This window comes from Bartonella sp. SL320, assembly GCF_059687635.1.
The window spans coordinates 1,825,293-1,849,196 of record NZ_CM185143.1 but is presented as its reverse complement, the minus strand read 5'-3'; the positions used below and the strand labels follow the sequence as shown (position 1 = coordinate 1,849,196).

Annotated in this window: 16 protein-coding genes; 11 read left to right on the top strand and 5 right to left on the bottom strand. The window is 37.1% G+C overall.

Annotated features, from left to right (window positions below):
- Positions 1-554: 554 nt before the first annotated feature.
- Positions 555-1,931 (bottom strand): magnesium transporter, encoded by a 1,377-nt coding sequence (gene mgtE / locus AC6ER8_RS07585; protein ID WP_497078125.1) that lies wholly within the window; start codon positions 1,929-1,931, stop codon positions 555-557.
- Between the two features lie 975 nt (positions 1,932-2,906).
- Here mgtE and AC6ER8_RS07580 point away from each other — a divergent pair.
- Complete coding sequence (locus AC6ER8_RS07580) at positions 2,907-4,931, top strand: M3 family metallopeptidase (protein ID WP_497078123.1); 2,025 nt, start codon at positions 2,907-2,909, stop codon at positions 4,929-4,931.
- Positions 4,932-5,312: 381 nt separating this feature from the next.
- Here AC6ER8_RS07580 and AC6ER8_RS07575 read toward each other — a convergent pair whose 3' ends face one another.
- Together AC6ER8_RS07575 and AC6ER8_RS07570 are read right to left on the bottom strand one after the other, a co-directional pair.
- Positions 5,313-6,389, bottom strand: coding sequence for an SGNH/GDSL hydrolase family protein (locus AC6ER8_RS07575; protein ID WP_497078121.1), 1,077 nt, complete (start codon positions 6,387-6,389; stop codon positions 5,313-5,315).
- A gap of 15 nt (positions 6,390-6,404) precedes the next feature.
- Entirely contained in the window at positions 6,405-7,661 is a 1,257-nt protein-coding gene (locus AC6ER8_RS07570; RefSeq protein ID WP_497078119.1) for a lytic murein transglycosylase, read from the bottom strand.
- A gap of 265 nt (positions 7,662-7,926) precedes the next feature.
- On the opposite strand from AC6ER8_RS07570, the gene galU reads away from it, so the two are divergent.
- Both galU and AC6ER8_RS07560 read left to right on the top strand, forming a co-directional pair.
- Entirely contained in the window at positions 7,927-8,817 is an 891-nt protein-coding gene (gene galU / locus AC6ER8_RS07565; protein WP_497078117.1) for a UTP--glucose-1-phosphate uridylyltransferase GalU, read from the top strand.
- A 39-nt stretch (positions 8,818-8,856) separates the two neighbouring features.
- Positions 8,857-9,846 (top strand): KpsF/GutQ family sugar-phosphate isomerase, encoded by a 990-nt coding sequence (locus tag AC6ER8_RS07560; protein ID WP_497078115.1) that lies wholly within the window; start codon positions 8,857-8,859, stop codon positions 9,844-9,846.
- Between the two features lie 296 nt (positions 9,847-10,142).
- Here AC6ER8_RS07560 and omp10 read toward each other — a convergent pair whose 3' ends face one another.
- A complete protein-coding gene (gene omp10 / locus AC6ER8_RS07555; protein ID WP_497078113.1) occupies positions 10,143-10,502 on the bottom strand; it encodes an outer membrane lipoprotein Omp10 in 360 nt (119 codons plus the stop codon).
- A gap of 253 nt (positions 10,503-10,755) precedes the next feature.
- Between omp10 and AC6ER8_RS07550 the strand changes: the two genes are divergently transcribed.
- The 3 genes from AC6ER8_RS07550 (at position 10,756) to guaB (ending at position 15,766) form a co-directional block, all read left to right on the top strand.
- The gene (locus AC6ER8_RS07550) at positions 10,756-12,141 is read left to right on the top strand and encodes a sigma-54-dependent transcriptional regulator (protein ID WP_497078111.1); all 1,386 of its coding nucleotides are present in this window, start codon (positions 10,756-10,758) and stop codon (positions 12,139-12,141) included.
- 389 nt (positions 12,142-12,530) lie between these two features.
- Positions 12,531-14,102 carry a phospholipase D family protein gene (locus AC6ER8_RS07545; protein WP_497078109.1) on the top strand — a complete coding sequence of 524 codons (1,572 nt, stop codon included), beginning with the start codon at positions 12,531-12,533 and terminating at the stop codon, positions 14,100-14,102.
- 164 nt (positions 14,103-14,266) lie between these two features.
- Positions 14,267-15,766 (top strand): IMP dehydrogenase, encoded by a 1,500-nt coding sequence (gene guaB / locus AC6ER8_RS07540; RefSeq protein ID WP_497078107.1) that lies wholly within the window; start codon positions 14,267-14,269, stop codon positions 15,764-15,766.
- 175 nt (positions 15,767-15,941) lie between these two features.
- On the opposite strand, the gene AC6ER8_RS07535 is transcribed toward guaB, so the two are convergent.
- Positions 15,942-16,088: a hypothetical protein gene (locus AC6ER8_RS07535; protein ID WP_497078105.1), complete on the bottom strand. Its 147-nt coding sequence runs from the start codon at positions 16,086-16,088 to the stop codon at positions 15,942-15,944.
- 534 nt (positions 16,089-16,622) lie between these two features.
- On the opposite strand from AC6ER8_RS07535, the gene AC6ER8_RS07530 reads away from it, so the two are divergent.
- The 5 genes from AC6ER8_RS07530 to ugpA all read left to right on the top strand — a co-directional run bounded on the left by AC6ER8_RS07530 (position 16,623) and on the right by ugpA (position 23,902).
- Positions 16,623-17,909 carry an RsmB/NOP family class I SAM-dependent RNA methyltransferase gene (locus AC6ER8_RS07530; RefSeq protein WP_497078104.1) on the top strand — a complete coding sequence of 429 codons (1,287 nt, stop codon included), beginning with the start codon at positions 16,623-16,625 and terminating at the stop codon, positions 17,907-17,909.
- Positions 17,910-18,043: 134 nt separating this feature from the next.
- Positions 18,044-19,600: a glutamine-hydrolyzing GMP synthase gene (gene guaA / locus AC6ER8_RS07525; protein WP_497078102.1), complete on the top strand. Its 1,557-nt coding sequence runs from the start codon at positions 18,044-18,046 to the stop codon at positions 19,598-19,600.
- Between the two features lie 200 nt (positions 19,601-19,800).
- Positions 19,801-20,523, top strand: a complete 723-nt coding sequence (locus AC6ER8_RS07520; RefSeq protein ID WP_497078100.1) for a glycerophosphodiester phosphodiesterase — start codon at positions 19,801-19,803, stop codon at positions 20,521-20,523.
- Positions 20,524-21,587: 1,064 nt separating this feature from the next.
- Entirely contained in the window at positions 21,588-22,922 is a 1,335-nt protein-coding gene (gene ugpB / locus AC6ER8_RS07515) for a sn-glycerol-3-phosphate ABC transporter substrate-binding protein UgpB (RefSeq protein WP_497078098.1), read from the top strand.
- Between the two features lie 95 nt (positions 22,923-23,017).
- Entirely contained in the window at positions 23,018-23,902 is an 885-nt protein-coding gene (ugpA, locus tag AC6ER8_RS07510) for a sn-glycerol-3-phosphate ABC transporter permease UgpA (protein ID WP_497078096.1), read from the top strand.
- Positions 23,903-23,904 lie beyond the last annotated feature (2 nt).

The following is a 23,904-nucleotide window of genomic DNA, read 5'->3' as shown; positions in this document are numbered from 1 at the left end:
ACATAGCCTTATTGATAAAGTCAAGGATCTGAAGAAGAATTCTTTCTTTATCGATATTTTAATTCAAATTTATAGTTTCAAAAACACTACATTTAAAACTGTAGAGAGTGTCTTGTTCCCTCTCTAAGAGGGGGGCATGCCAAACAGAACAAATATACTTATTGTTGCACAGTTATGACTTTGGTTTTAAAGAGTGATACCTTAACATTACGCATCTATTTCGTGATGGGTTTATGGTATAATATAAGTGTATGATACATGATCGGCGTCTTTATGAAGCGTATAAAGGTTACAGAATAGCATTTTAATGTCTCTTTTCTCGAAATTTCTAGCCACACACTTATCCTGCTTTTAGATAGGCAAGAAGGAAGATTTATGATGAGGTAATTTTACAGTATTCGAAGTTATAATTTGATATAACAATGTCTTTATAAAGCAATGTATTATCTATGAAATGGCACACTGGAAAACAAATACTAGAGCTTGTTTTTAGGGAAAGATCTGAAGAGATATGACAAGATTTTTCCCTAACGAATTGTTTTTACTTCACACATTTAAAGAAGTGTTCCGGACAAAATGAGGGAAGCGACAGAAAAATAAATTATAATGCCCATGACATCAACTAAAGTGGCTACAAAAGGAGCAGAAGCACTTGCTGGATCAAATTTTAAACCTTTAAGAATAAAAGGCAGCATAGATCCAGAAAGAGAACCAAATGTCACGATCCCGACTAAAGCTGTGCCTACTGTTGTTGAAACAGCAATCCAATGTTGGCCATAATCATAGATACCGAGCTTTTGCCAAAGCGTAATGCGCATAACGCCAATGATTCCCAGTAAAAGACCAAGGGATAGTCCTGTTGGAATTTCACGAACAATAACTTTCCACCAATCTTTCAGCGTGAGTTCACGTAAAGCCAACGCACGGATAATAAGGGATGTCGCCTGCGAGCCGGAATTTCCTCCAGAGCTCATAATGAGAGGAATAAACAGAGTAAGGATAATCGCTTTTTCAAGTTCTGTTTCGAAATATTGCATAGCGCTTGCGGTTAACATTTCACCCACAAAGAGTAAAGCGAGCCAACCGCCGCGTTTTTTCATCATTTCAGGAAATTTGATCTGCATATAGGGCTTATTAAGCGCTTCCATACCCCCAAATTTATAGGCATCCTCATTCATCTCATCGACCATAGTATCAAGTACGTCGTCAACGGTTACAATGCCAATGACATGGTTATTTTCATCAACGACGGGCACAGAGAGAAGGTCATGGCGTTGGAAAAGGCGCGCAATATCTTCATGGTGTGTGAAAGGCGATATTGTAACCGGTGAGTCATGAGTACGGACATTAAGAATTTGTTCATCAGGTGAGGCAAGAATAAGATTACGCAGTGAAACAGCTTTGAGAAGAATCCCTGTTTTAGGGTCAATCACATAGCTGGTATAAACTGTTTCACGTGTTCGCTCGACCTCACGAATGTGATCCAAAGTTTTTTGTATAGTCCAGTTTGAAGGAACCGCTATAAACTCTGTTGTCATCAGTGCTCCTGCTGTATGATCAGGATAACTGGTGAGTTTTTTAAGTTCAGCGCGCGTTAAGGGTTTCAGCAAGGCATAAAGCCGCGTGCGGGTTTCTTTATCCATTTCTTGAAAGACGTCTGCAGCAGCATCTGCAGACATGCCATCAAGAATTTCAACGGCACGATTTATGGGTAGAAGTTCTAAAATTGCAGCAGGTTGTTCAAGCTCTGGTTTATCAAAAAGTTCGATAACATACTCAAGAGGCAGAAGACTAAGAATAGTTACACGCTCCATGATATCGAGGTCATTGATGATATCAATAGAGTCTGCAAAATGCTGACTTTTTAATTTTTCAGCGAGAGCTTCAGGAGAAAAGTTTTTAAAATCGAAGGCCGTTTTAATTTCAGTCATGATAAAATACCTCCTGAAGAGTTGGAGAATTGTCAATCTAGATAATAGATGAGATAAAAAATAAAAGTTTATGGAAGATTCGAAAAAAAAACCTCCCCAACTATACTCCCAATTGTTAATATTTTAAGTAAAGTCAAGGAAAAATTATAAATTATAAACAATTTTCTGAATTACTTAAACGAGAATACAACCTAATTAAAAGATAATATGAAGGCATAAATGTAAAAGCAGTTTTCGTTTTTATTATTATGCTTTAGTATAGTTTTGCAACTTTAAAAAGAGTTTACACTTGTATCCGGAGTGAAAATTATACCTTTCTTCAAAATTTTGTTTCTTAAGATTCTTTAAAGAGAAGTATATTTCCCAATGTTGCAATAGGCTTTGATGCTTGAGAAGGATCATTAGAGGTGTTTTTAAACATTTTTATGGGGCAATAAAAAAGAGAATACTCTTAATGTTGCAAATTCATATACTTTTTAAAAAAATATCTTTCTGGATACGTTTCATTTCATGATGCTACGCGCAAATGGTATAAAATCCATAAAAGATCATCATCTTTACATTTAAATAAAAGGTGAAAGCTGGTATCATTATACTATTTTCCAGCTCCCAATATTATAACAGCGCTTGTATTTTAAAAGTTCATAAGAAGCATTTTTATATTTTTTTCAAGTGTTGTTATCAATAAGCAATTTCATTTGTGATGTGAGAGTGAATAATTTTTATTGCTTTGATACAATATGGTTCAGAATAAAAGAATCCTACGATATTCAAGTTCTTGTTCAATATAAAAAATGATAAATTATCATTATAAATCAAATGGTTTATTTGATAAGTGTAGAAATATTTATTTTTTTATTCGATAGAGCTTTGAAAGGTCATTTCGAAGTGCGTGAAATAGTCTTAGTATATTATCAATTTGTGTCGTAAAGATAATGATGACAGCTTAAATTTATAATGGAGATATAACGTATTATGACAACAACAGCAGTGCTGGACTGGAAGGGATTTTCAGGTCTTCCTGATTTTTCTTCTATAAGAGATGAAGATTTTAAACCTGCATTTGAACAGGCACTTCAAGAAGCTGAAGAAGAATTAGAAGTGATTGCGATGGTGCAAGAATCACCAACACTTGAGAATTTTTTGCAACCTTTTGAGCTTTGTGGCAAAGCACTTGATCGTGTCTGTTCAATATTTTTCTTGCGCACTAGTGCTCATACGAATGCATTGATTCAACAGTTAGAACAAGAGTTCGTTGTAAAACTTTCCCGTTATTCTTCAAAAATGATGATGGATACGCGGATATTTGCAAAAATAGATGCACTTTATAAACAGGCACAGCAGGGCCTATTTGAGAGTGAAACAACACGCGTTCTGGAACTGTGGTGGAAAAAGTTCGTTTGTCATGGTGCAAAACTAGATGATAAAGCTAAAAAACGACTTGTGGAAATTAATGAAAGACTTGCTTTTTTAAATGCTACTTTTGGGCAGAATGTCTTAAACGATGAAGCTGAGTGGATTCTATTTTTAAAACAAACAGATTTATCTGGTTTACCGGAAGATCTCATTGCTTCAATGAAGGAAATTGCGTGCGAACGAGGCCATGAAGAAGCTTATGCATTAACACTTGCACGCTCGATTGTTGAGCCTTTTTTAAAATTCTCTGATCGTCGTGATTTACGTGAGGTTGTATTCCAAGCTTGGGCTAAACGTGGTGAAAATAATAACAAGAATGATAATCGAACTATTATTTTAGAGATTGTTGCGCTTCGAGATGAACAGGCTAAATTATTGGGATATCAATCTTTTGCAGATTTGAAACTCGATAATACCATGGCTAAAAGTATTAATTCTGTTATGGATTTGCTTATGCCTGTATGGGAGCGTGCAAGAGCGAAAGCTTCTAGTGAGCAAAGTGAATTACAAAATTTTGCCAACAATCAGGGCAGCAATGAATCTTTAGCTGCTTGGGATTGGCGTTATTATGCTGAAAAGCTTCGCACTAAAAAATTTTCTTTCGATAGCGCTGAAATTAAATATTATTTTCAACTGGACCGTATGATTCAAGCGGCTTTTGGGGTAGCAGAAAAACTCTTTGGCATTACCTTTGAAGAAAAAAATGCTGTTGCACTTTGGCATCCTGATGCACGTTTGTGGGAAGTAAAGCAATCTGATGGAAGTTTACTTGGGCATTTTATTGGTGATTATTTTGCACGTTCTTCAAAACGTTCTGGTGCATGGATGAGCCAATTGCAATCACAGCATAAATTGGATGGTGGACAAAAACCGATTATCTACAATATTTGTAATTTTGCTAAATCCTCTAAAGGAGAACCTGCTCTTTTATCACTTGATGATGCACGGACACTTTTCCATGAATTTGGGCATGCATTGCATGGTTTGCTTTCTGATGTTACATGGCCCTCTGTAGCAGGAACATCTGTTTCACGTGATTTTGTTGAACTTCCCTCTCAACTTTATGAACACTGGTTAACCGTACCAGAGATATTAAAATCTTATGCTATACATACAAAAACAGGGCATTCGATGCCACAAGAGTTGATTGATAAAGTTTTAGCGGCGCAGACATTTAATGCGGGATTCTCAGCAGTTGAATTTATCTCATCAGCTTTAGTGGATATGGCTTTTCATCAAGGAGAAAAAGTCACTGATCCAACAGTCTTTGAACGTAAAGAATTAGAAAAATTGCAAATGCCTGATACAATTATTATGCGTCATCGTCCTTCGCATTTTATGCATGTGTTTGCAGGGGATGGTTATGCTGCTGGTTACTATTCTTATATGTGGGCAGAAGTACTTGATGCCGATGCTTTTCAAGCATTTGAAGAAACAGGTGATGTCTTTAATTCAGAGCTTGCTGATCTTTTAAAGCGTTTTATTTATTCTGCTGGGGGAAGCCGCGATCCAGAGGAACTGTATAAAGCTTTTCGGGGACGGATGCCTTTACCAGAGGCAATGATGAACAAACGTGGATTGTAAGATATAACGGTATGGTTATCTCCATGCCGTTTTCTTGGATAAGAAATTGATTTATAATGATAATATAGCGTATTTATATTCAATTAGAAACTCGAATAACGTAAGATTCTCTAATCTCAAGTTTGTTTATCCTGAAACAATCAAAATCATTTTCTTGCACACCACAGGCGGGCGGGCCATGTGGGGCAAAAATTGTATAAGCAAGAAATAAAAATGGCGCTTATGAATCGTCTTAAGTGCCAAGGGCTGTTGCAACATTGGATAGAGTTACGCTTAATGTAAGCCTTCTCTTCAATATGGCTATATTATCGCTCTATAAAAAGAGTATTTTATCTTCTTTTCGTTTATGGAAGAAATGAGAGTTTATATTTTAAAGAGACATTATGGGAAAGAAAAATTATCAGCACGATCTTTTTGATGCCCATTTGGTGGAATCCATGATTTTTTGATAAAGCTTGACATTCTTTTTCCTAAGAGGTGGGTATTTTGTTGTGCCATATCATCAAGGCTCATTGGAGGCTGACGCATAATATTGCCTAGCGTTTGCTTATCTGAATCTTGTATGAGTTTTTGAATAGCTTTATCGGTTGAGTATGGCTCTTCATGAGAAAGGGTATGAAAATTTAAAATATTGTTCAATGGTTTTTCTAAATAAGAGGCGAGTTTTTTCTTTCCCTCAGAAGTGAAATGAATGCCGTTATTGGTGCGTAATTTGACGATTTTTCCATTGATATCATTGCCTGAGAAAGAAAAGTTTCCTTCTTTATCACTAAAGCCGTTCCAAATATCGAGGAAATAGCCACCCGCTGTTTCTGTTTCTTGTTTGTAGAGCGCATTAAAAATTTTCATTTTTTGTGTCAAAAGGTCATTTTTAAAAGAAGGCTGACCTACCCATATCCACGATTTTCCAGAGGCATGAAGACTTTCAGCAATTTCGATAATTCTTTGTTTGTAGATGCGCATCCATTCTGACTGATCTGTATTAATTATGCTATCAGAGTCCTTGATCGGTTGATTATCATTGGCTCCGATCATCATGATAATGACATCGGGGTTATTTTGATTAATGAGTTTAGAAATATTGCTTTGCCAAGAATAATAATCTGTTCGAACGAGACCGGAAGCGGGCATTGTGTTGTTCATGATAAGGATATCACTATTATCGGCAAAGAATTTTTTAAGTGCATCGGCAACAGAAGAAGCTGCAAAATCCCCTATAACAAGAATGCGTTTTGCATACTCGTTTTTCGGATTGTTTATGTTTCTGTATGTTACGATTTTTTTTTGCGGTTTGCCTATTTTTTGTTCTATAATTTGCGGAGGTTGTTGTGTCTGTTTGTTTTGTTGTGACAGCCATTTAAAGAAGTTGGTTGCTTGACTTGGAGATGGCTGTATGATTCCCATACCAGCAAGTAAAAGCAGTAATAACATCCAGTATAATAGACGAAAAAGAGACAAAACCTTAATTCTCCATTATTGTTTACGCAGGAGAAAAAGCACTTGAGATGATGGATACCCATTTGCTTTTAGACCGTGACGCATCTGAAAAGCTTTAATGGCTTTGCGAGAGGCTGTTCCGATTTTTCCATCAATATTTCCTTTATAATATCCTAGGGCACTTAAGCGAGATTGTAGTTCTTTACATTCTTGGAAGCTAAGAGATTGAAAAGGTCTTTGCCAATCGTGCACCAATCTAGGATGTCCAGCAATGCGATCAGCAAGAAGGGCAACAGCAAAGGCATAACGATCTGCATTATTATAACGTTTTAGAACAAAGAAATTTTTTGTGACTAAAAATACAGGACCTTTGGCTCCATCTGGATATTTTAATATTGCTTGTTCAGCTAATGGAGGAAGAGGGTTCCCATTTGCATGTTTTACACCTAACTTTTTCCATTGTTCAAAAGAATACCAACGTTCAGGAAGGTTTTTCCCCTGCGGAACTTGCACTTCTACGCCCCAAATAAGATGAGGTTGCCAGCCATTTTTGTGAAGAAGATTAGCAGCTGTTGCCAAAGCATCTGGAATAGAGGTCCAGATATCACGCCGTCCATCTTTGTCCATATCAATGGCATAGGCAAGATAACTGCTTGGAATAAATTGCGTATGCCCCAATGCACCAGCCCAAGATCCAGTAAGTTGAGAGCGTTTAATTTCACCACTTTGTAGAATTTTCATCGCAGCAATCAGTTGTGTATGTGCATATTTTGCACGTTTTTTATCAGCATAGGCTAAGGTTGCAAGCGAGCGAATGGTATCACGCATGACACTTTTATTAGCTAAAATTTTTCCGTAATTGCTTTCCATTGACCAAATAGCGAGCAAAATATTGCGATCAACACCAAAACGTTCTTCAATTTTAAGAAGCCATTGATTCCACTTTTTTGCCTGGCGCCGTCCTTCTACAATTGCGATATCATGAACACGATTATCGAAATAATTCCATGAAGGTGCAATAAATTCCGGTTGATATGTGGCACTTTTTAAAACTTCTGGATCAATGGCATTAACACCTTTAAAAGCCATATAAAATGTAGAGGGGGTAATATTGTGAGCAAGAGCTATTTTTTTAAACTCTTTAATCCAGTGGTTAAATCCGCTACTAGCATATGAAAAGGAGGAAAAGAACATTAAAAACGCAGACAACAGAATGACAGAGCCAGTGATAAGCGTTCTCTGATTTATTAACTTCTCTAAAAAAGAGAAAGTTTTCAATTCTGTTTTTTGCATTTTGAAATCCCCATTAATATTCAATTTATTAGATGTCTAATCGCTTTATTTTGTATGTAGTTTAATCGATCATACGATCAAGAAGAGGAAAAAATTGAAATAACGAATTCATTAATTTTTTCAATAAATTCTCATATCCTCTTTTACATTTTTGATTGCTCATTATAAGAATAAACAAAATAATAAGATATCTTTTTTACTATTTCGTAAAAACATATGATAAATAAAATAAAAAGGTTATATGAATTCATTTAGGAGGGTGGGTGTGCGTAAAATTCGGAAAGCAGTATTTCCCGTAGCGGGTCTTGGTACGCGTTTTCTTCCTGCGACAAAAACGATACCTAAAGAAATGCTCACAGTTGTTGATAAGCCTGTTATTCAATATGTTGTGGATGAGGCTCGGGAGGCTGGTATTGAGCATTTTATTTTTGTGACTGGACGTAACAAAGCAGTCATTGAGGATTATTTTGATACGCAAGTTGAATTATATGCGACACTTGCTGAATGTGGAAAGAAAGAAGAACTTGCGCGTTTACACCGTTTACAGCCGTTGCCAGGGACAACTTCTTTCACACGCCAACAGCAACCTTTGGGGTTAGGGCATGCGCTTTGGTGTGCGCGTGAATTAGTTGCAGATGAACCTTTTGCTTTATTATTACCTGATATGTTAATACAAGCAAAAAAGGGATGTCTTTCTGAAATGATGAGCCTTTATGAAAAGGTGGGGGGAGGGAATATTATTTCGGTTCAAGAGTGCGATCCTAGAGAAACACATAAATATGGTATTGTTGGAAAAGGCAGACATTTTGCCAATGGTTTTGAAATTACAAAAATGGTAGAAAAACCAGCGCAAGGGATGGCACCATCAAATTTGTACATCAATGGACGTTATATTTTGCAACCAGAAATTTTTAATATTCTTTCCACTCAAGAACGAGGAGCAGGCAATGAAATTCAACTAACAGATGCGATGATAAGGCTTTCAAACGAACAGGATTTTTGGGGGGTTCAATTAGAAGGACGAACTTTTGATTGTGGTTCTAAAGCTGGTTTTATTGAAGCTAATGTTGCCTTTTCTTTGGCACGCGCTGATATGCACAACCATATTTCTGCCTCATTGAAAAATTTATTGGAAACCGTTAAAGTTGAAAAATGATGTAGATCTCTCATTTAATTTTATTGATCGAATTTGATTATGACAATATCATCTCTTAAGGCTTTGCAGGGTTCTGTTACATCAGCGCTTAAAACAGTTGCGAGTGAAAAACAAGGGCTTGAAGCTCTTGAAACAGCTCTTCTTGGCAATCTTTCATCTTCTTTTGAAGCGGCTGTTCAAACCATTAAAAGTGCTCGTGGACATGTGGTTATTACGGGTCTTGGGAAAAGTGGTCATATAGGGACAAAAATTGCAGCAACCTTAGCTTCAACGGGAACTCCTGCCTTTTTTGTTCACGCTGCAGAAGCTAATCACGGTGATCTTGGGATGATTGGATCGGATGACGTTATTCTTGCTTTATCATGGTCTGGTGAAACACAAGAATTAAGTGGTATTATGAGTTATGCTGCACGTTTTCGTATTCCCCTTATTGCCATGACATCAAGTGAATACTCTGTGTTAGGACGACAAGCTGATATTGTTCTCTTATTACCAAAGGTAGAAGAGGCTTGTCCCCATGGTTTAGCACCTACAACGTCAACAATTATGCAATTGGCAATGGGAGATGCCTTAGCGGTTTCTCTTTTAGAAATGCGTGGTTTTACAGCAACCGATTTCAAAATATATCATCCTGGTGGTTCTCTTGGTGCAAGCCTTAAATACGTGCGTGATATTATGCATGAGGGTGATCGTATTCCTTTGGTTATGCAGGGAACAACGATGATTGAAGCGATGAATGTTTTAGTAGAGAAACATTTTGGCTGTGTTGGTGTTATCAACACAAAAGATGAACTCATCGGAATTGTGACTGATGGTGATCTTGCACGGAACATTCATTTTAATTTATCAAAATTTAATGTTGATGAGGTAATGACCAAGGATCCTAAAGTTGTAAAGCCAAATACACTTGTTGGTGCAGCAATGGCTTTTATTAATGATTATCATATTGGTGCATTTTTCGTGGTTGAAGATAAAAAACCGATAGGAATTGTTCATTTTCATGATCTTTTGCGCATCGGTGCTGCTTAGATTAAAGTTTCCTATCAGATAAAATATTATTTTAGGCTAAAATAGATTGAACGATATAAAGTCATAATTTTATTATGAAATTTTATTATGAAGAGATTCTTTGCTGATATTTTGTAAAAGAAAAAGATTATTTTACGCATTTTATCATGTTTAGAAAATTCCATGGATAGAGATTATATCCATGTTTTTGCGTATTATGAGAGAGGATTTTCTATCAGGAGGCGAAAGGATCACCTCCTGTTTTATGTATGTTCTTCCTCTATTTTTAATTAAGAGAAGCTTCACTTTTATTTTATTTAAGATTTCCGCTTAAGGAAAAACTGTGATCCGGTATGTGAGGTACAGAGAAGTTGTGTGGCGTCATATGACATGGTACAATTGACTCTAGAAATTGTTCCACGGAGAATAGAGCGTATTTCAATTTCTATATTTTGAGCATTGAGATAATTATATGCTCCTTCTGACAGTTTTTCTTCTGTATCTGCTGCACGCGTTTCAAAAATACCATTATGGAAAGAAGAAATAATACCATTCTCATCAATCCATTTTCCATCAATTCCAGTTGGCATATTGGAGTTATAATATTGCGAAAAGCTACAGGCACTTAATAGCAAAGCGATGATTGTAAGACATAAAATATGATAGGTATGTTTCATTTATTTCACTCTATTTAGATTATTTTGCTCTCTATTTTCTATAAAATTATTAAATTACACCGTGAGTCAATATGAAAAATTTGATGAAAATCAATGAAAAGGCAAAAAAATGGAAAAAAATGCCTTAATGTTGTATTTTATTAACAGCTTGATGAAGTTCGTAAGTGAAACACAAGAGGTGAAATATTTCTTATGGTTTACAACAAGTGTTACATTAAGCCGCTGAGTAGTCTCAAAGGAGATTATTGACATTATGGTTGGTCCCATTCTTGTTGCGAGTGAAGATTATGGAAGACGTATAGAGCTTTCTGCTATGCTCCGAGGTTTTGGTTACCGTGTCATTGAAGCAGAAAATGGCCTCCGTACGATTGATCTTTTACACAGGCGTAAAAACATTGTGCTTGCACTCCTTGATGTTGTTATGACTGATTTGAGTGTCAGTGATTTGATTAAAATGATTAGAGTTGCTGGTGTTTCTGTTCCTATTATTGTGATAGCACAACAAGAGAATCAGAATTTACTCCAAAAAGCTTTAACCGCTGGCGCTATTGATTATTGGATTCATCCAGTAACATTATTACGCGTAAGAGTTACTTTGGATATTCTTGCTTTTATCTCTGCTTTGGAGCATGAGGTTCGAGATATGCGACGAAAGAAAGAGAATCATTTAAGGTTTTCTGACCTTTGCATAAAAAGTAGAGCGATGCAGATCGTTTTAGAACAATCAAGAATAGCAGCAACGACTTCACAGAATCTTTTGATAGAAGGTGAAGTTGGAACAGGCCGTGAGACATTAGCTCGGATTATTCATCATGAGGGTTTATTCTCAAAGGGCACTTTTATTCGTTTTCAATGCTCAGCGATTGTTGATCCAGAAAAAGAAAATCAGCATTGGTTTCAAGAATTTCTTCCATTGGTTTCTTCGCTTGAAAAAGGAACTCTTTGCCTTTGTGATATTGATCGACTTGAGCCCATACAGCAAAAGCGGTTAGCTCATTACCTTAAAGAAAGAGAAAGCAATACAAAAGGAGAGCTTTTTCCCTTCCGAATTATTGCTATTTCAACATCGCGTTTAAAGGACTTAGTTAAAGAGAACTTTTTTTCGCATAGTTTATTTGAACAATTTTCCCATTCGTCTATTAGTGTTCCTGCTTTACGAGAATTAAGAGATGATTTTCCAGAGATCATCCAACGTTTGATTAATCGCATTATTACAGAAACAGGACGATCACATGTTCATGGTTTAGCAGGATCGGCTCTTTCCTTGCTTATGCAGTATGATTGGCCTGGCAATAGAAATGAACTTGAAAATTTTTTATTTCGTGCGATTTTGCTCAGTGAAGGACCTTTATTAACTGTTCGAGATTTTCCGCAATTAATGGGAAATTCATTAATGAGTGTTCCAAATATCATTGAGGGTAATATGAAGGAAGGTGATGAACAAGAGTCAATACAATTTTTGAATACTGATGGGCATGTGCGCACTTTTTCAGAGATGGAACATGATATTATCGAGAAAGCGGTTAAACATTATAAGGGACATATGAGTGAGATTGCACGCCGCCTTCATATCGGACGCTCTACACTTTATAGAAAGATGGAAGAATTAAGAGCGGTAAGGAGTCAAGAACGAAAGTAAAATTCATAACAACTCTCTATTTGATGACAAGAATAGGTTTCAAAAAAGGAGTGGGGCTTTTAATACAGTCTATGGGTGAACGATTTAAGAAAACAATCATTTATTGTTAAAATTATCTATAGAGATAGAGGATGATGTTGTAGGTTTAAATCAAATATAAACTTTATTTTACGCAAATTTATTTAAATTTATATCCAGTAAAGAAAAGGCAGATGTTTTTAAAGGCTGTTTAAACTTACTGCTAAATTTTTTGTATCATCAATATTAAATTTATACTCTCTTAAGCAAGAAGTGGCATTTTATCTTCTATACGGTTAAGATAAAATGATGAGTATAGCAGTTTGTATCACTGGTGATACGATAGCGTAAAAATAGAAAGTTTATCCTCTTTGACTCTTTTACAGATTATTATTGGCTTTATTCTCTTTTTTTTAATTGCGTCTATGTTGGCAATTTATACCTATGGGCGTTTTGTAAAAAATGCTAGAGGGCAAAGTTCTTATGCATTGCCTATTAAGAAAGATGAAACGAGGCTTGATCGTATTGTCGGTCAATTAGCTGAGAAAGAAAATGGGCTGGGAGTTGATAAAGATGCTCTTTCTCTTATCATCAGCAATTTAGATGCGTTTTGTGTTCGTGCACTGGGAGCCGCTGAGGCCGGCCGTAGCCTTGACTTGATGTATTATATTTGGGATGATGATTTAACGGGGCGCCTCTTATTGAGTGAAATCGTTGAGGCCGCTGATCGGGGCGTTCGGGTACGGCTTCTTTTGGATGATATTAATGCTCAGGCACGTGATCCAGCTTATATTGCGCTTGATAAACATCCTCATATTGAGGTGAGAATGTTTAACCCAGGGCGATCACGTAAAGGTGGTTTGCGCCGTGGTTTAGAGATTATATTACGGGCAATCACTGTAACACGTAGAATGCATAATAAAGCTTTTATTGTTGATGGTAGGGTCGCTTTTGTAGGAGGACGTAATCTTGCAGATTCTTATTTTGATGCTGGTGAAGAATCTCATTTTCGAGATTTAGATTTGATGTTAATCGGTCCCTCTGTGAAAAAAGTGGAAAGTATTTTTGATGATTTTTGGAATAGTGCTGTTGTTTTACCCATTCATACTTTAGTTGTTCCTAAAAGCGCAAGCGACCTTAGCTATTGGAAAGATAAATTACGGAAATTTCGTGATTCCAAGGTTGCAAAAGTTTATTTGGATTATGTCAAAGAGCACATTAACTTTGATGGTTTTATGCAAGCAGGAAAGCGGTTATTCTTAGCCGATAAGGTTGTTGTTCTTTCTGACCCTCCAGAAAAAGCCTTGCGTAAAAAAACAGGTAATTGGCTTATGAAGGTCCTCTCAAAGGTCATTGGCAATGCTCAAAAAACGGTTCAGATTACATCCCCTTATTTTGTCCCTGGGAAGGTTGGTACGCAGAATTTTAGCAATTTGGTTTCAAAAGGTGTGGATGTTAAAATTTTGACGAACTCTTTAGCTGCAACCGATGTAGCATTGGTGCATGGTGGTTATGTCTCATATCGTAAGGCACTGTTGAAAAGCGGTGTTAAGCTTTATGAATTAAAAGCGGAAGGCAACACCCAGGGGTTACGATTGTTTCGATCAAGTAAGGCAAGTTTACATGCTAAAGCTTTTTTAGTTGATCGTAAAACAGCTTTTATTGGATCTTTAAATTTTGATCCCAGATCAGCAGCGCTCAATACAGAAATGGGCATTCTTTTTGAATGTGCCCCTATTACAGCAAGACTAGATTTGTTGTTTTCTGAAGAAATAACCAAAGAAATGAGTTATCATCTTCGTCTTGGTGATAATAATCGTATTTACTGGGATTTTATTGAAAATGAAAAAAAATATAGCACTGATTATGAGCCAGAAAGTAATTTTTGGCGCCGTACCTTTGCAAAAATAATAAGTTGGTTACCCATTGAATCACAATTGTAAAATTTTTATAAACCACATTTCATGAAAAATATTTATTTTTCTTTTCATTTTGTTTGTAGCATGGCATAATTTTTTGCCAATCTACCTTGTATGAGAACCGCAGTTGTATTTTAAAGCTCCTTGCGGTGTTTTATTATAATATTTTATTATAAAGGAATTTTGCTATGGCAAAGATTGTTGAAACGGGGACAGGTGCATTGGCGCTAACTTTTGATGATGTACTTTTACAGCCCGGTCATTCTCTTGTTATGCCTAGTCAAGTGGATCTTAAGACGCGCATTGCAGCTGATATTCAGCTTAATTTGCCATTACTTTCCGCTGCTATGGATACGGTAACAGAATCGCGTTTGGCAATTGCTATGGCTCAAGCGGGTGGTCTTGGGGTTATCCACCGTAATATGTCTCCTGCAGAGCAGGCAGAAGAGGTTCGGCAAGTAAAAAAGTTTGAATCTGGTATGGTTGTTAATCCAGTCACAATTGGACCCGATGCGACACTTGAAGAAGCGAAAGCTTTGATGCGTTTTCATGGTATTTCAGGTATTCCGGTTGTTGAAAATAGTGCTAAAGGTGAGTCTGCAGGACGACTTGTTGGAATTTTGACCAATAGAGATGTTCGTTTTGCATCGGATCCAAAACAAAAAATTTATGAATTAATGACGCATGAAAATTTGATCACGGTGCGTGAAAATGTCCAACTCAATGAAGCAAAATATCTTTTACATCATCATCGTATTGAAAAATTATTGGTTGTGGATGAACAAAATCGTTGTGTCGGCTTGATAACAGTTAAGGATATTGAAAAAGCAAAATTAAATCCAAATGCGGCTAAAGATTCTCAAGGGCGCTTGCGTGCCGCAGCGGCTAGCAGTGTTGGGAATGATGGGATTGAACGTGCTGAACGTCTCATTGACGCAGGTGTTGATGTATTGGTTATTGATACAGCGCATGGGCATTCTCAACGTGTGCTAGAAACTGTTGAACGGATTAAAAAGATGGCTTCCTCTCCAGCTGTCATTGCTGGGAATGTTGCGACCGCTCAAGCAACGCAAGCATTGATTGACAGTGGTGCAGATGCGGTAAAAGTTGGTATTGGTCCTGGCTCTATTTGCACAACGCGTATTGTTGCAGGTGTCGGTGTCCCTCAACTTGCAGCCATTATGAATGCGGCAGAAGTTGCTGAAAAAGCAGGCATTCCCATCATTGCTGATGGTGGGATCAAGGCATCGGGTGATTTTGCCAAAGCTCTAGCGGGTGGGGCTTGTGCAGCCATGATCGGTTCTCTTTTAGCGGGGACAGAAGAAAGTCCCGGTGAAGTTTATCTTTATCAAGGTCGGTCTTTTAAAGCCTATCGCGGTATGGGATCTGTTGGTGCTATGGCACGAGGATCAGCAGATCGTTATTTTCAAGATGATGTTCGTGATGAATTGAAGTTGGTTCCGGAAGGTGTAGAGGGGCAGGTGGCTTATAAAGGTCCTATAGCATCAGTTCTCCATCAGCTTGCTGGTGGACTGCGTGCGTCTATGGGCTATGTGGGGGCGAAAGATCTCGTAGAGTTTCGTAAAAAAGCAACGTTTGTTCGTATTACCAATGCGGGACTCCATGAAAGTCATACGCATGATGTTTCGATCACACGGGAGAGTCCAAATTATCGGGGCCCAGTTTGAAGGAATAAGAGCCAAGAAACATATCGCATAGATATAAAATCTTCTAAGAACAAGAAAGGTGCTCTTTTTTCTGTTTATAATTTGGTGTAATAGTCCTAGAAAAGAAAGAATTAGAGGTTAAAGCTCTAATTCTTTCGGTTGAGACTTATGTGAAGTAAATTATATAAAGTTAGAATTAACTTTTTGTTGTCTTGCGTCCCGTCTTTGACGCGCGTTGGCGATTGTTTGTCTGATCACTTTGGACGGATTTCTTTCCATTGTTTGAGGGCATTGTATTATGACGGCTTTTAGATGAAGTTGTTTTTTCATTATTATAAGTCATTATTTTCTCCTTTAAAATTATCTGGCAGTTGCCAGTATGTTAAAAACGGTCATGCCAAATAGTGGTTCCAAGCATTTTCTAAAAAGTTAATTTTTTGTAGAGAAAAAGGTGAGCCTATCTTATTTTGTTAGAAGCTTTTTCTATTTTTTCTAAAGGGATAACCTTTTCAAGATGGAGGTTCTTTGATTTTTTCTGTTGTTTAGATAAGTCGAGAAAATTTCATTTTACGCAATAATTAAAGAATTTTGTTTTTTTGTAATGTATAGCGGAAAACAGATCTTTATAGAGGCAACGTATTTTTTAGCACAAGAGGATCTTATGTCTTTTAGAAGGATAAAAAGCCAATGGTAAAAAATGACAGGAAAAATCTAGAGACACTCAATTGGATCTTATAAACTTATAAAGAAGTATGATCAGATCATTTTGATATTGAATGTAATTTTTTAATGGCTTTGAATAGGTTTTATTGGCAAAAAGAAGATCATACTATTTTCTAAATGGCTTAGAATTTTATGATATTAATGGGAGAAATGAATGCGATTAGGTGGGCGTTTGCAAGCAGCAATAGATGTTCTCAAAGAGATAGAAATGAGGCATCGCCCTGTCGGAGAAGTTTTAAAGGATTGGGGGCTTTCTCATCGTTTTGCTGGAGCAGGTGATCGTGCAGCCATTGGTACAGTCGTTTATGATGTTTTAAGACGACGATATTCTTTACAATGGCGTATAGAAAGTGATGATATTCGGGATATTGTTTTTGCTGCCTTATTAGATACTGGAAAAATGACGCTGGAGCAAATTGATAGTGCGTTAGAAGGAGACCGGTTTGCACCACAGTTATTAGAGGATAAACAGCGCAAGTCGTGGCAAAGGCGACAATTAGCAGATGCACCAGACTATATTCGTGGTGATATTCCTCAATGGTGTCAAGCGCATCTTTATCCTTTGTTTGGTGATCATTGGATCGTGGAAGCGGCTGCGTTAGCAACGCGTCCTTCTTTAGATTTACGGGTAAATAACCTAAAGGCAACACCAGAAAAGGTACTAAAAGAGTTAGCAAAAACCAAACTTCAATCTTTTGCGTGGTTTCGGCAAGCTTTAAGAGTTGCTCCGATTGAAAAATTTGATCGCCATCCCAATGTTCAAGTGGAACCAGCTTTTCAAAAAGGGCACTTTGAAATACAGGATTTAGGATCTCAAATTGTTGCTCATCTTGTGGAAGCGCAAGAAAGTATGCAAGTATTAGATTATTGTGCAGGTGCTGGTGGCAAAACATTAGCTTTAGCTTCCGATATGAAAAACCGTGGGCAAATTTATGCTTATGATTGTGATAAAGCGCGCTTGGCTCCTATTTTTGATCGACTTCGACGTGCTGGTGTTCGTAATGTACAAACACGTGCACAAAAAGAAGAATTGAAGTCCTTAATAGGGCAGATGGATAGAGTTTTATTAGACGCACCCTGTAGTGGGACAGGAACATGGCGTCGTCGTCCTGATGCAAAATGGCGTTTAACATTAGAGCAGGTAAAACAACGCCAAACAGAACAGAGGGCTATTTTGAATGAGGCGATAGATTATCTTAAGCCAAATGGACGCTTAGTTTATATTACTTGTTCTCTTTTTGCAGATGAAAATGAGGAACAAATTTCCCATTTTCTTCAACAGCACTCCCATTTTTATCCAATAGATATGCAAGCACTTTGGCAGAAACATTTTAGTTCTTCGCCGGTGCAACCCGTTTTTTCCAATTATGGACTGACTTTATCGCCTGCAACAACACAAACAGATGGGTTCTTTTTATCTGTGTTGCAAAAAAAACATTGATCGATATTTTTGCATTTTTTATCATAAATTTTACGAGAATAATCTTTTTCTTCAAAAAAACAGGCTTGTGAAAAGAGAAAGATTGAATCATAACTCTCGTGAGTTCTCTTTTTTCAATTGTTGATTGGTTTTTTATGAGCATATCACATTCAGACACTGTTCTTATTATTGATTTTGGTTCACAAGTGACACAACTTATTGCTCGACGGGTCCGAGCAATGGGGGTATACTGTGAAATTATTCCTTTTCAATTGGCTTTAGAAGCTTTGCACCGCATAAATCCTAAAGCTATTATTTTATCCGGGAGTCCTTATTCCGTTATTGATAAAGGTTCTCCGCGTGCTCCAATGGAAATTTTTGAGGCCGGCATTCCTATTTTGGGGATTTGTTATGGGGAGCAAGTCATGTGTGTTCAGCTTGGAGGAAAGGTTGAAGCTGGACATGAGCGTGAATTTGGTCGTGCTTTTTTGGAAATCCAAGAGGAGAGTGCCCTTTTTGATGGCGTATGGGAAAAAGGTTCTCGTTATCAAGTATGGATGAGTCACGGCGACCGTGTAGCAGCTTTACCGGAAGGTTTTCGTGTTATAGGAACCTCGAAAGGAGCACCCTATGCGGCCATTGCTGATGAAAAAAGACATTTTTATGCGGTACAGTTTCATCCTGAAGTGATCCATACACCGGATGGTACAAAACTTTTACAAAATTTTATTCATAAGATCTCTGCGATTAAAGGTAATTGGTCAATGGCTTCTTATCGCGAGCAGGCCATTGCCACAATACGACAAAAAGTTGGAAAAAGTCGTGTGATTTGTGGTCTTTCAGGGGGGGTGGATTCATCCGTTGTAGCGGTGCTCCTTCATGAAGCCATAGGAGACCAGCTGACATGCATTTTGGTTGACCATGGCTTAATGCGTAAGAATGAAGCGCAGGAAGTTGTTACATTATTCCGCGATCACTATAACATAGAGCTTATTCACGTTGATGCTACCGATATATTTCTTAATGCTCTAAAAGGTGAGACAGATCCAGAAAAAAAGCGCAAGACGATTGGTCGCCTTTTTATTGAAGTTTTTGAAGAAGAAACTAAAAAAATCGGTGGTGCAGAGTTTTTGGCACAAGGAACACTTTATCCAGATGTTATTGAAAGTGTCTCTGCCATTGGTCAATCGGTCACCATAAAAAGCCATCATAATGTAGGTGGGCTACCAGAACAGATGAAACTAAAACTTGTAGAACCGTTACGTGAGCTCTTTAAGGATGAAGTTCGCATGCTGGGACGAGAGTTAGGGTTACCCGAGCAGTTTATTGGCCGCCATCCTTTTCCAGGTCCCGGTCTTGCAATTCGCTGTCCAGGGGCTGTGACCCGTGAAAAATTAGAAATTTTACGGGAAGCAGATGCTATCTATCTTGAGGAAATCCGTAAAGCCGGTCTTTATGACGAAATTTGGCAAGCTTTTGCTGTCCTTCTTCCTGTCCAGACTGTTGGTGTGATGGGAGATGGTCGCACGTATGAATTTGTTTGTGCGCTTCGCGCTGTTACGTCTGTTGATGGAATGACTGCGGATTTTTATCCCTATGATATGGCATTTTTAAGCAAGACAGCATCACGCATTATTAATGAAGTTAGAGGCATTAATCGTGTTGTTTATGATGTCACTTCAAAACCTCCTGGTACCATTGAATGGGAATAATTGAAATGAAGAACAAGCTTTTTAAGCATAAAATATGATTGAGAGCTGGATATTTAGAAAAATGTAGAAAAGATCTTAAAAGAAATAATTGTTCTCGTTTATAGGGTATAAGCCTTTCTGAAAATCTGTGCACTCATATCATTGAGAGTCCAAGTCTTTTAAATCATTGTCATTTAAAATTGAGAAGTGTGAAATTTTGCATGTCTGAGAAAAAAATTGTTGCACACCGTGGTGGAGCCCATCTTTATCCTGAAAATACCTTTTTAGCTTTTAGTAACGCTATAGCGTTAGGCGCTGATGAAATTGAATGCGACGTTCATTTGTTGAAAAGTGGTGAAGTAGTTGTTTTTCATGATTTCCGTTTAGAGCAATTGGTTGGAAAAAAGGGATATATCCACGACATTGATAATGAAACACGCAAACAGCTCTGCGTGAAGGGGAGCCGCGAGGCACCTCCTTTGCTAGAAGAAGTTCTTGATCTTTTAGCACCAACCAATGTTGGTTTGCACCTTGAAATCAAAACATGTGGTGAAGTGGAGCGTGAAACAATATTATCTCAAAAAGCGCTTGCACTCATAAAAAGCCGAAATTTAACAGAACGGGTTTCTGCCATTAGTTTTGATCCTTTGGTCCTTCGTCCTTTTATTGAAGCAGGAATACCTTCTGGTCCATGTGTTGATAATTTTGAAGGTGATATGAACCGTCATTTTTCTGAATGGAAACAATTAGGCTATTCTGATCTCAGTTTAGATGGTTCCATTGCCTCACAGGACTTTATTGAAGCAGCTCTTGAAGCTGGTTTTACCGTAGGGGTATGGACAATCAATGGGAAAGCTCGCTTATCGCACTGGCTTGATATGCCTGTACATTATATTACAACCGATCAACCTGATCTTGCATTACAATTGCGTGCACAAAGATAAACTCTATATTTATAAAATCCCTCTACCTTCATAAAGTCAGCGTAATGGAGGAAGGAAGTATTGTCGAATACATAAAATGACACATTAATTTATAATGATAATTCATAGACTTTATGTTGAATGAGAGAGTTTAATACGTAAGATTCTCTTACTTTAGATCTTGTGATAATCTGAAAATTATTTTCTTACACATTACAAATGGGTTGGTGTGTGAACAAAAACTATTGAGAAAAGAATAAAATATTCATTTAAATGCATTTAAAATGCAAAGTGCGTTGCATTATTAGGGGCTTATTGATGGTATTGTTTTTCATTTTTACGAAGTCTAAAAATGATGACATGCAAAAAGTCTTATATACTGTAGCAGAGAGACTTTTTGTATCCTATTTTATAGGAACTCTTAATAGATGTATTGAAAGGTTTCTTAATAGCATGAAAATGCGTAATATAATGTCATTTTGTTTTGCATGTAGGACATAATTCCATTGTGGGTGGAGATGATTAAAGCGCTTTACAATGGTTCTTTATTTTAAGACAAAAGTCTATGTCTCTTTGATTAAATGTAGTATTAATATCGTAATTTTGGTGAGAGGATCAGAAGCTTAAGATGTCAATAACTTCTTAATAAATTTAAAAGCTCTGCTTCAACAATGATATTGTAAGTATAAATAATTCACTTAAAGATTGTAAGTGAGAAGTTGTAGGACAAAAATAAATAAAAGAATAAACAGCTCTTTTTTGAAACAAGTCAATTCAGATATTATAATAGACCCAGATAATCGCTATTGAATGGTACTGATGAGCGATAGCTTTTTATCTTTTTACGGATTACTTTTCTTGTTGAATCCTTCTGATTTTTTCAGATATTTACAAGCGCACATTTCGTCAATACATTGAGAAAGATGATATAAGGAAAACGAATAAATCGAAACAAATTCATTTGACCTTTTGGTGGTTCCTGTTTAAATGAGGCGATATGTTATTTAAACAATCATAGTATATTCATGTGTAATACGGTAATTTTAAGGATAGTTTGTATTCCATCACTTCAGAAAGGGTGAACCATGAGTCGTTTTTATCTTTCCATAGCGGCCACGGTTGCTATCCTAATGACAACAGCGGGAATAACAGAAGGTTTTGCGCAGACAAAAATTAGCTTTTGGCATTCTATGAGTGGTGAACTAGGAAAGCAAACAGAAAGTCTCATTAACGATTTTAATGCAAGCCAATCTGAGTATAAAATTGTGCCTTCATTTCGCGGTGAGTATGAAGAGGGATTGATTTCACTCATTGCAGCATTTCGTGGAAAGAAACAACCAGTGCTCGCTCAAATTTATGACGTTGGTACTGGAACGATGATGGCAGCAAAAGGCGCGATCTACCCATTTTATAAACTTATGGCTGACACAAAACAAGAATTCGATCCAACAGATTATTTTCCTGCGATTAGCGGTTATTATTCCGATGAACAGGGTCATATGGTCTCTATGCCATTCAATATTTCAACACCTGTTCTTTATTATAATAAAGATATTTTTAAAAAAGCAGGACTTGATCCAGAACAGCCCCCTAAAACGTGGCAAGATATAGAAGACTTTTCCAAAAAAATTCTTGAGACTAAAGCGGCTGCATGTGGTTTTACCATGGCTTATGCAGCGCAATGGATTGGTATAGAAAATTTTTCAGCGTTGCATAATGTTCCTTTTGGAACGAAGGAAAATGGCTTTAAAGGGCTCGATGCAGAACTTACATTTAATGGACCTTTACAAGTGCGTATGTGGACGGATTTGAAAAGATGGTCTGATCAAGGTATTTTCCGCTATGGTGGTCCAGCAGGTGCACTCGATTCAGCGCCGATGTTTATGGCACAAAGCTGTGCAATTTTTATGCAATCTTCAGGATCATATGGTGGAATTGCTTCTGAAGCTCAGTTTAATGTGGGCGTTGGTATGCTCCCGTACTATAAAGATGTAGAAGGAGCACCGCAAAACTCAGTTATTGGGGGTGCTTCTATTTGGACATTTAAGGGACATACTCCCAAGGAATATGCTGGAGCAGCGGCTTTTCTTAAATTTCTGTCAAAAACAGAAAATCAAGCAAAATGGCATCAAAAAACGGGTTATCTTCCAACCACAAAGGCAACTTATGAATTGAGCAAAAAGCAACATTTTTATGAAAAAACGCCAGGGGCTGATATTGCGATCAAACAGATCAATCTTAATCCACCAACAGTTAATTCGAAAGGAATAAGATTTGGTAATTTACCACAAATTCGTACCATTCTTGATCAAGAGTTAGAAGCTGTTCTTAGTGGTTCAAAAACACCGAAAGATGGTTTAGATGAGACCGTTAAACGTGGCAATAAACTCTTACGTGAATTTGAAAAATCCAATCATTAGTTTCGTTTTTTTGTTAAACATTAAAGACTCAACAAAAACAGTTGAGTCCTTTTTGTTTATCTTTTTAAAGTCTCTACATTTAAAGAGCCCTACGAATGCAAGAAAAACAAGCATATTTTAAAAATAGTTTCCTTCCTTACGGACTACTTTTCCCTCAGCTTCTTGTGACTTTTTTGTTTTTCTTTTGGCCTGCTGCTCAAGCCATAAAATCATCCTTTGAGCGTGAAGATCCTTTTGGCTTTACAACAACCTTTATTGGTTTTGAAAATTATTTAACCGTTCTTTCTGATCCTATTTATCTGCAATCACTTCTTACAACAGCCGTATTTTCTATCTCAGTTACTGTCGCTTCAATGACAATATCCCTTCTTTTGGCTGTCTGTGTTGATCGTGTTATCTGTGCAAAAAAGGCTTATACAATGCTTTTGCTCTGGCCCTATGCTGTTGCTCCAGTATTGGCAGGTATATTATGGTTGTTTATCTTTCATCCCACCATTGGGATTATCCCTTTTCTTCTTGAGAAAATAGGGGTGCTATGGAATTATCGTATGAACAGTACTCAGGCGATGATTCTGATTGTTATTGCGGCTAGCTGGAAACAGATTTCTTACAATTTTCTCTTTTTTCTTACGGGTCTTCAGTCTGTTCCGCGTTCTCAAATAGAAGCAGCAGCCATTGATGGTGCTGGTCCTTTTAAACGATTTTGGACAGTGGTCTTTCCGCAAATTTCACCAACAACATTTTTCCTTCTTATCGTCAATATCAATTATGTTATGTTTGACACTTTTGGTATCATTGATAACACAACTTCTGGAGGTCCTGCACGTGCAACGAGTACTCTCGTCTATAAAGTGTATGACGATGGCTTTAGAAATCAAATAATCGGTGCGTCAGCAGCACAATCAACACTCTTGATGTTGATGGTTATTGTCTTAACGTTTATCCAATTTCGTTGGATTGAGCGTCGTGTACAATATTAGGA

Coding starts and splice junctions, on each gene's coding strand:
- guaB (WP_497078107.1), top strand. CDS start 14,267: ATGGCAAAGATTGTTGAAACGGGGACAGGTGCATTGGCGCTAACTTTT.
- omp10 (WP_497078113.1), bottom strand. CDS start 10,502: ATGAAACATACCTATCATATTTTATGTCTTACAATCATCGCTTTGCTA.
- ugpA (WP_497078096.1), top strand. CDS start 23,018: ATGCAAGAAAAACAAGCATATTTTAAAAATAGTTTCCTTCCTTACGGA.
- mgtE (WP_497078125.1), bottom strand. CDS start 1,931: ATGACTGAAATTAAAACGGCCTTCGATTTTAAAAACTTTTCTCCTGAA.
- AC6ER8_RS07580 (WP_497078123.1), top strand. CDS start 2,907: ATGACAACAACAGCAGTGCTGGACTGGAAGGGATTTTCAGGTCTTCCT.
- AC6ER8_RS07530 (WP_497078104.1), top strand. CDS start 16,623: ATGCGATTAGGTGGGCGTTTGCAAGCAGCAATAGATGTTCTCAAAGAG.
- AC6ER8_RS07560 (WP_497078115.1), top strand. CDS start 8,857: ATGACAATATCATCTCTTAAGGCTTTGCAGGGTTCTGTTACATCAGCG.
- ugpB (WP_497078098.1), top strand. CDS start 21,588: ATGAGTCGTTTTTATCTTTCCATAGCGGCCACGGTTGCTATCCTAATG.
- AC6ER8_RS07570 (WP_497078119.1), bottom strand. CDS start 7,661: ATGCAAAAAACAGAATTGAAAACTTTCTCTTTTTTAGAGAAGTTAATA.
- AC6ER8_RS07535 (WP_497078105.1), bottom strand. CDS start 16,088: ATGACTTATAATAATGAAAAAACAACTTCATCTAAAAGCCGTCATAAT.
- guaA (WP_497078102.1), top strand. CDS start 18,044: ATGAGCATATCACATTCAGACACTGTTCTTATTATTGATTTTGGTTCA.
- AC6ER8_RS07520 (WP_497078100.1), top strand. CDS start 19,801: ATGTCTGAGAAAAAAATTGTTGCACACCGTGGTGGAGCCCATCTTTAT.
- AC6ER8_RS07550 (WP_497078111.1), top strand. CDS start 10,756: ATGGTTGGTCCCATTCTTGTTGCGAGTGAAGATTATGGAAGACGTATA.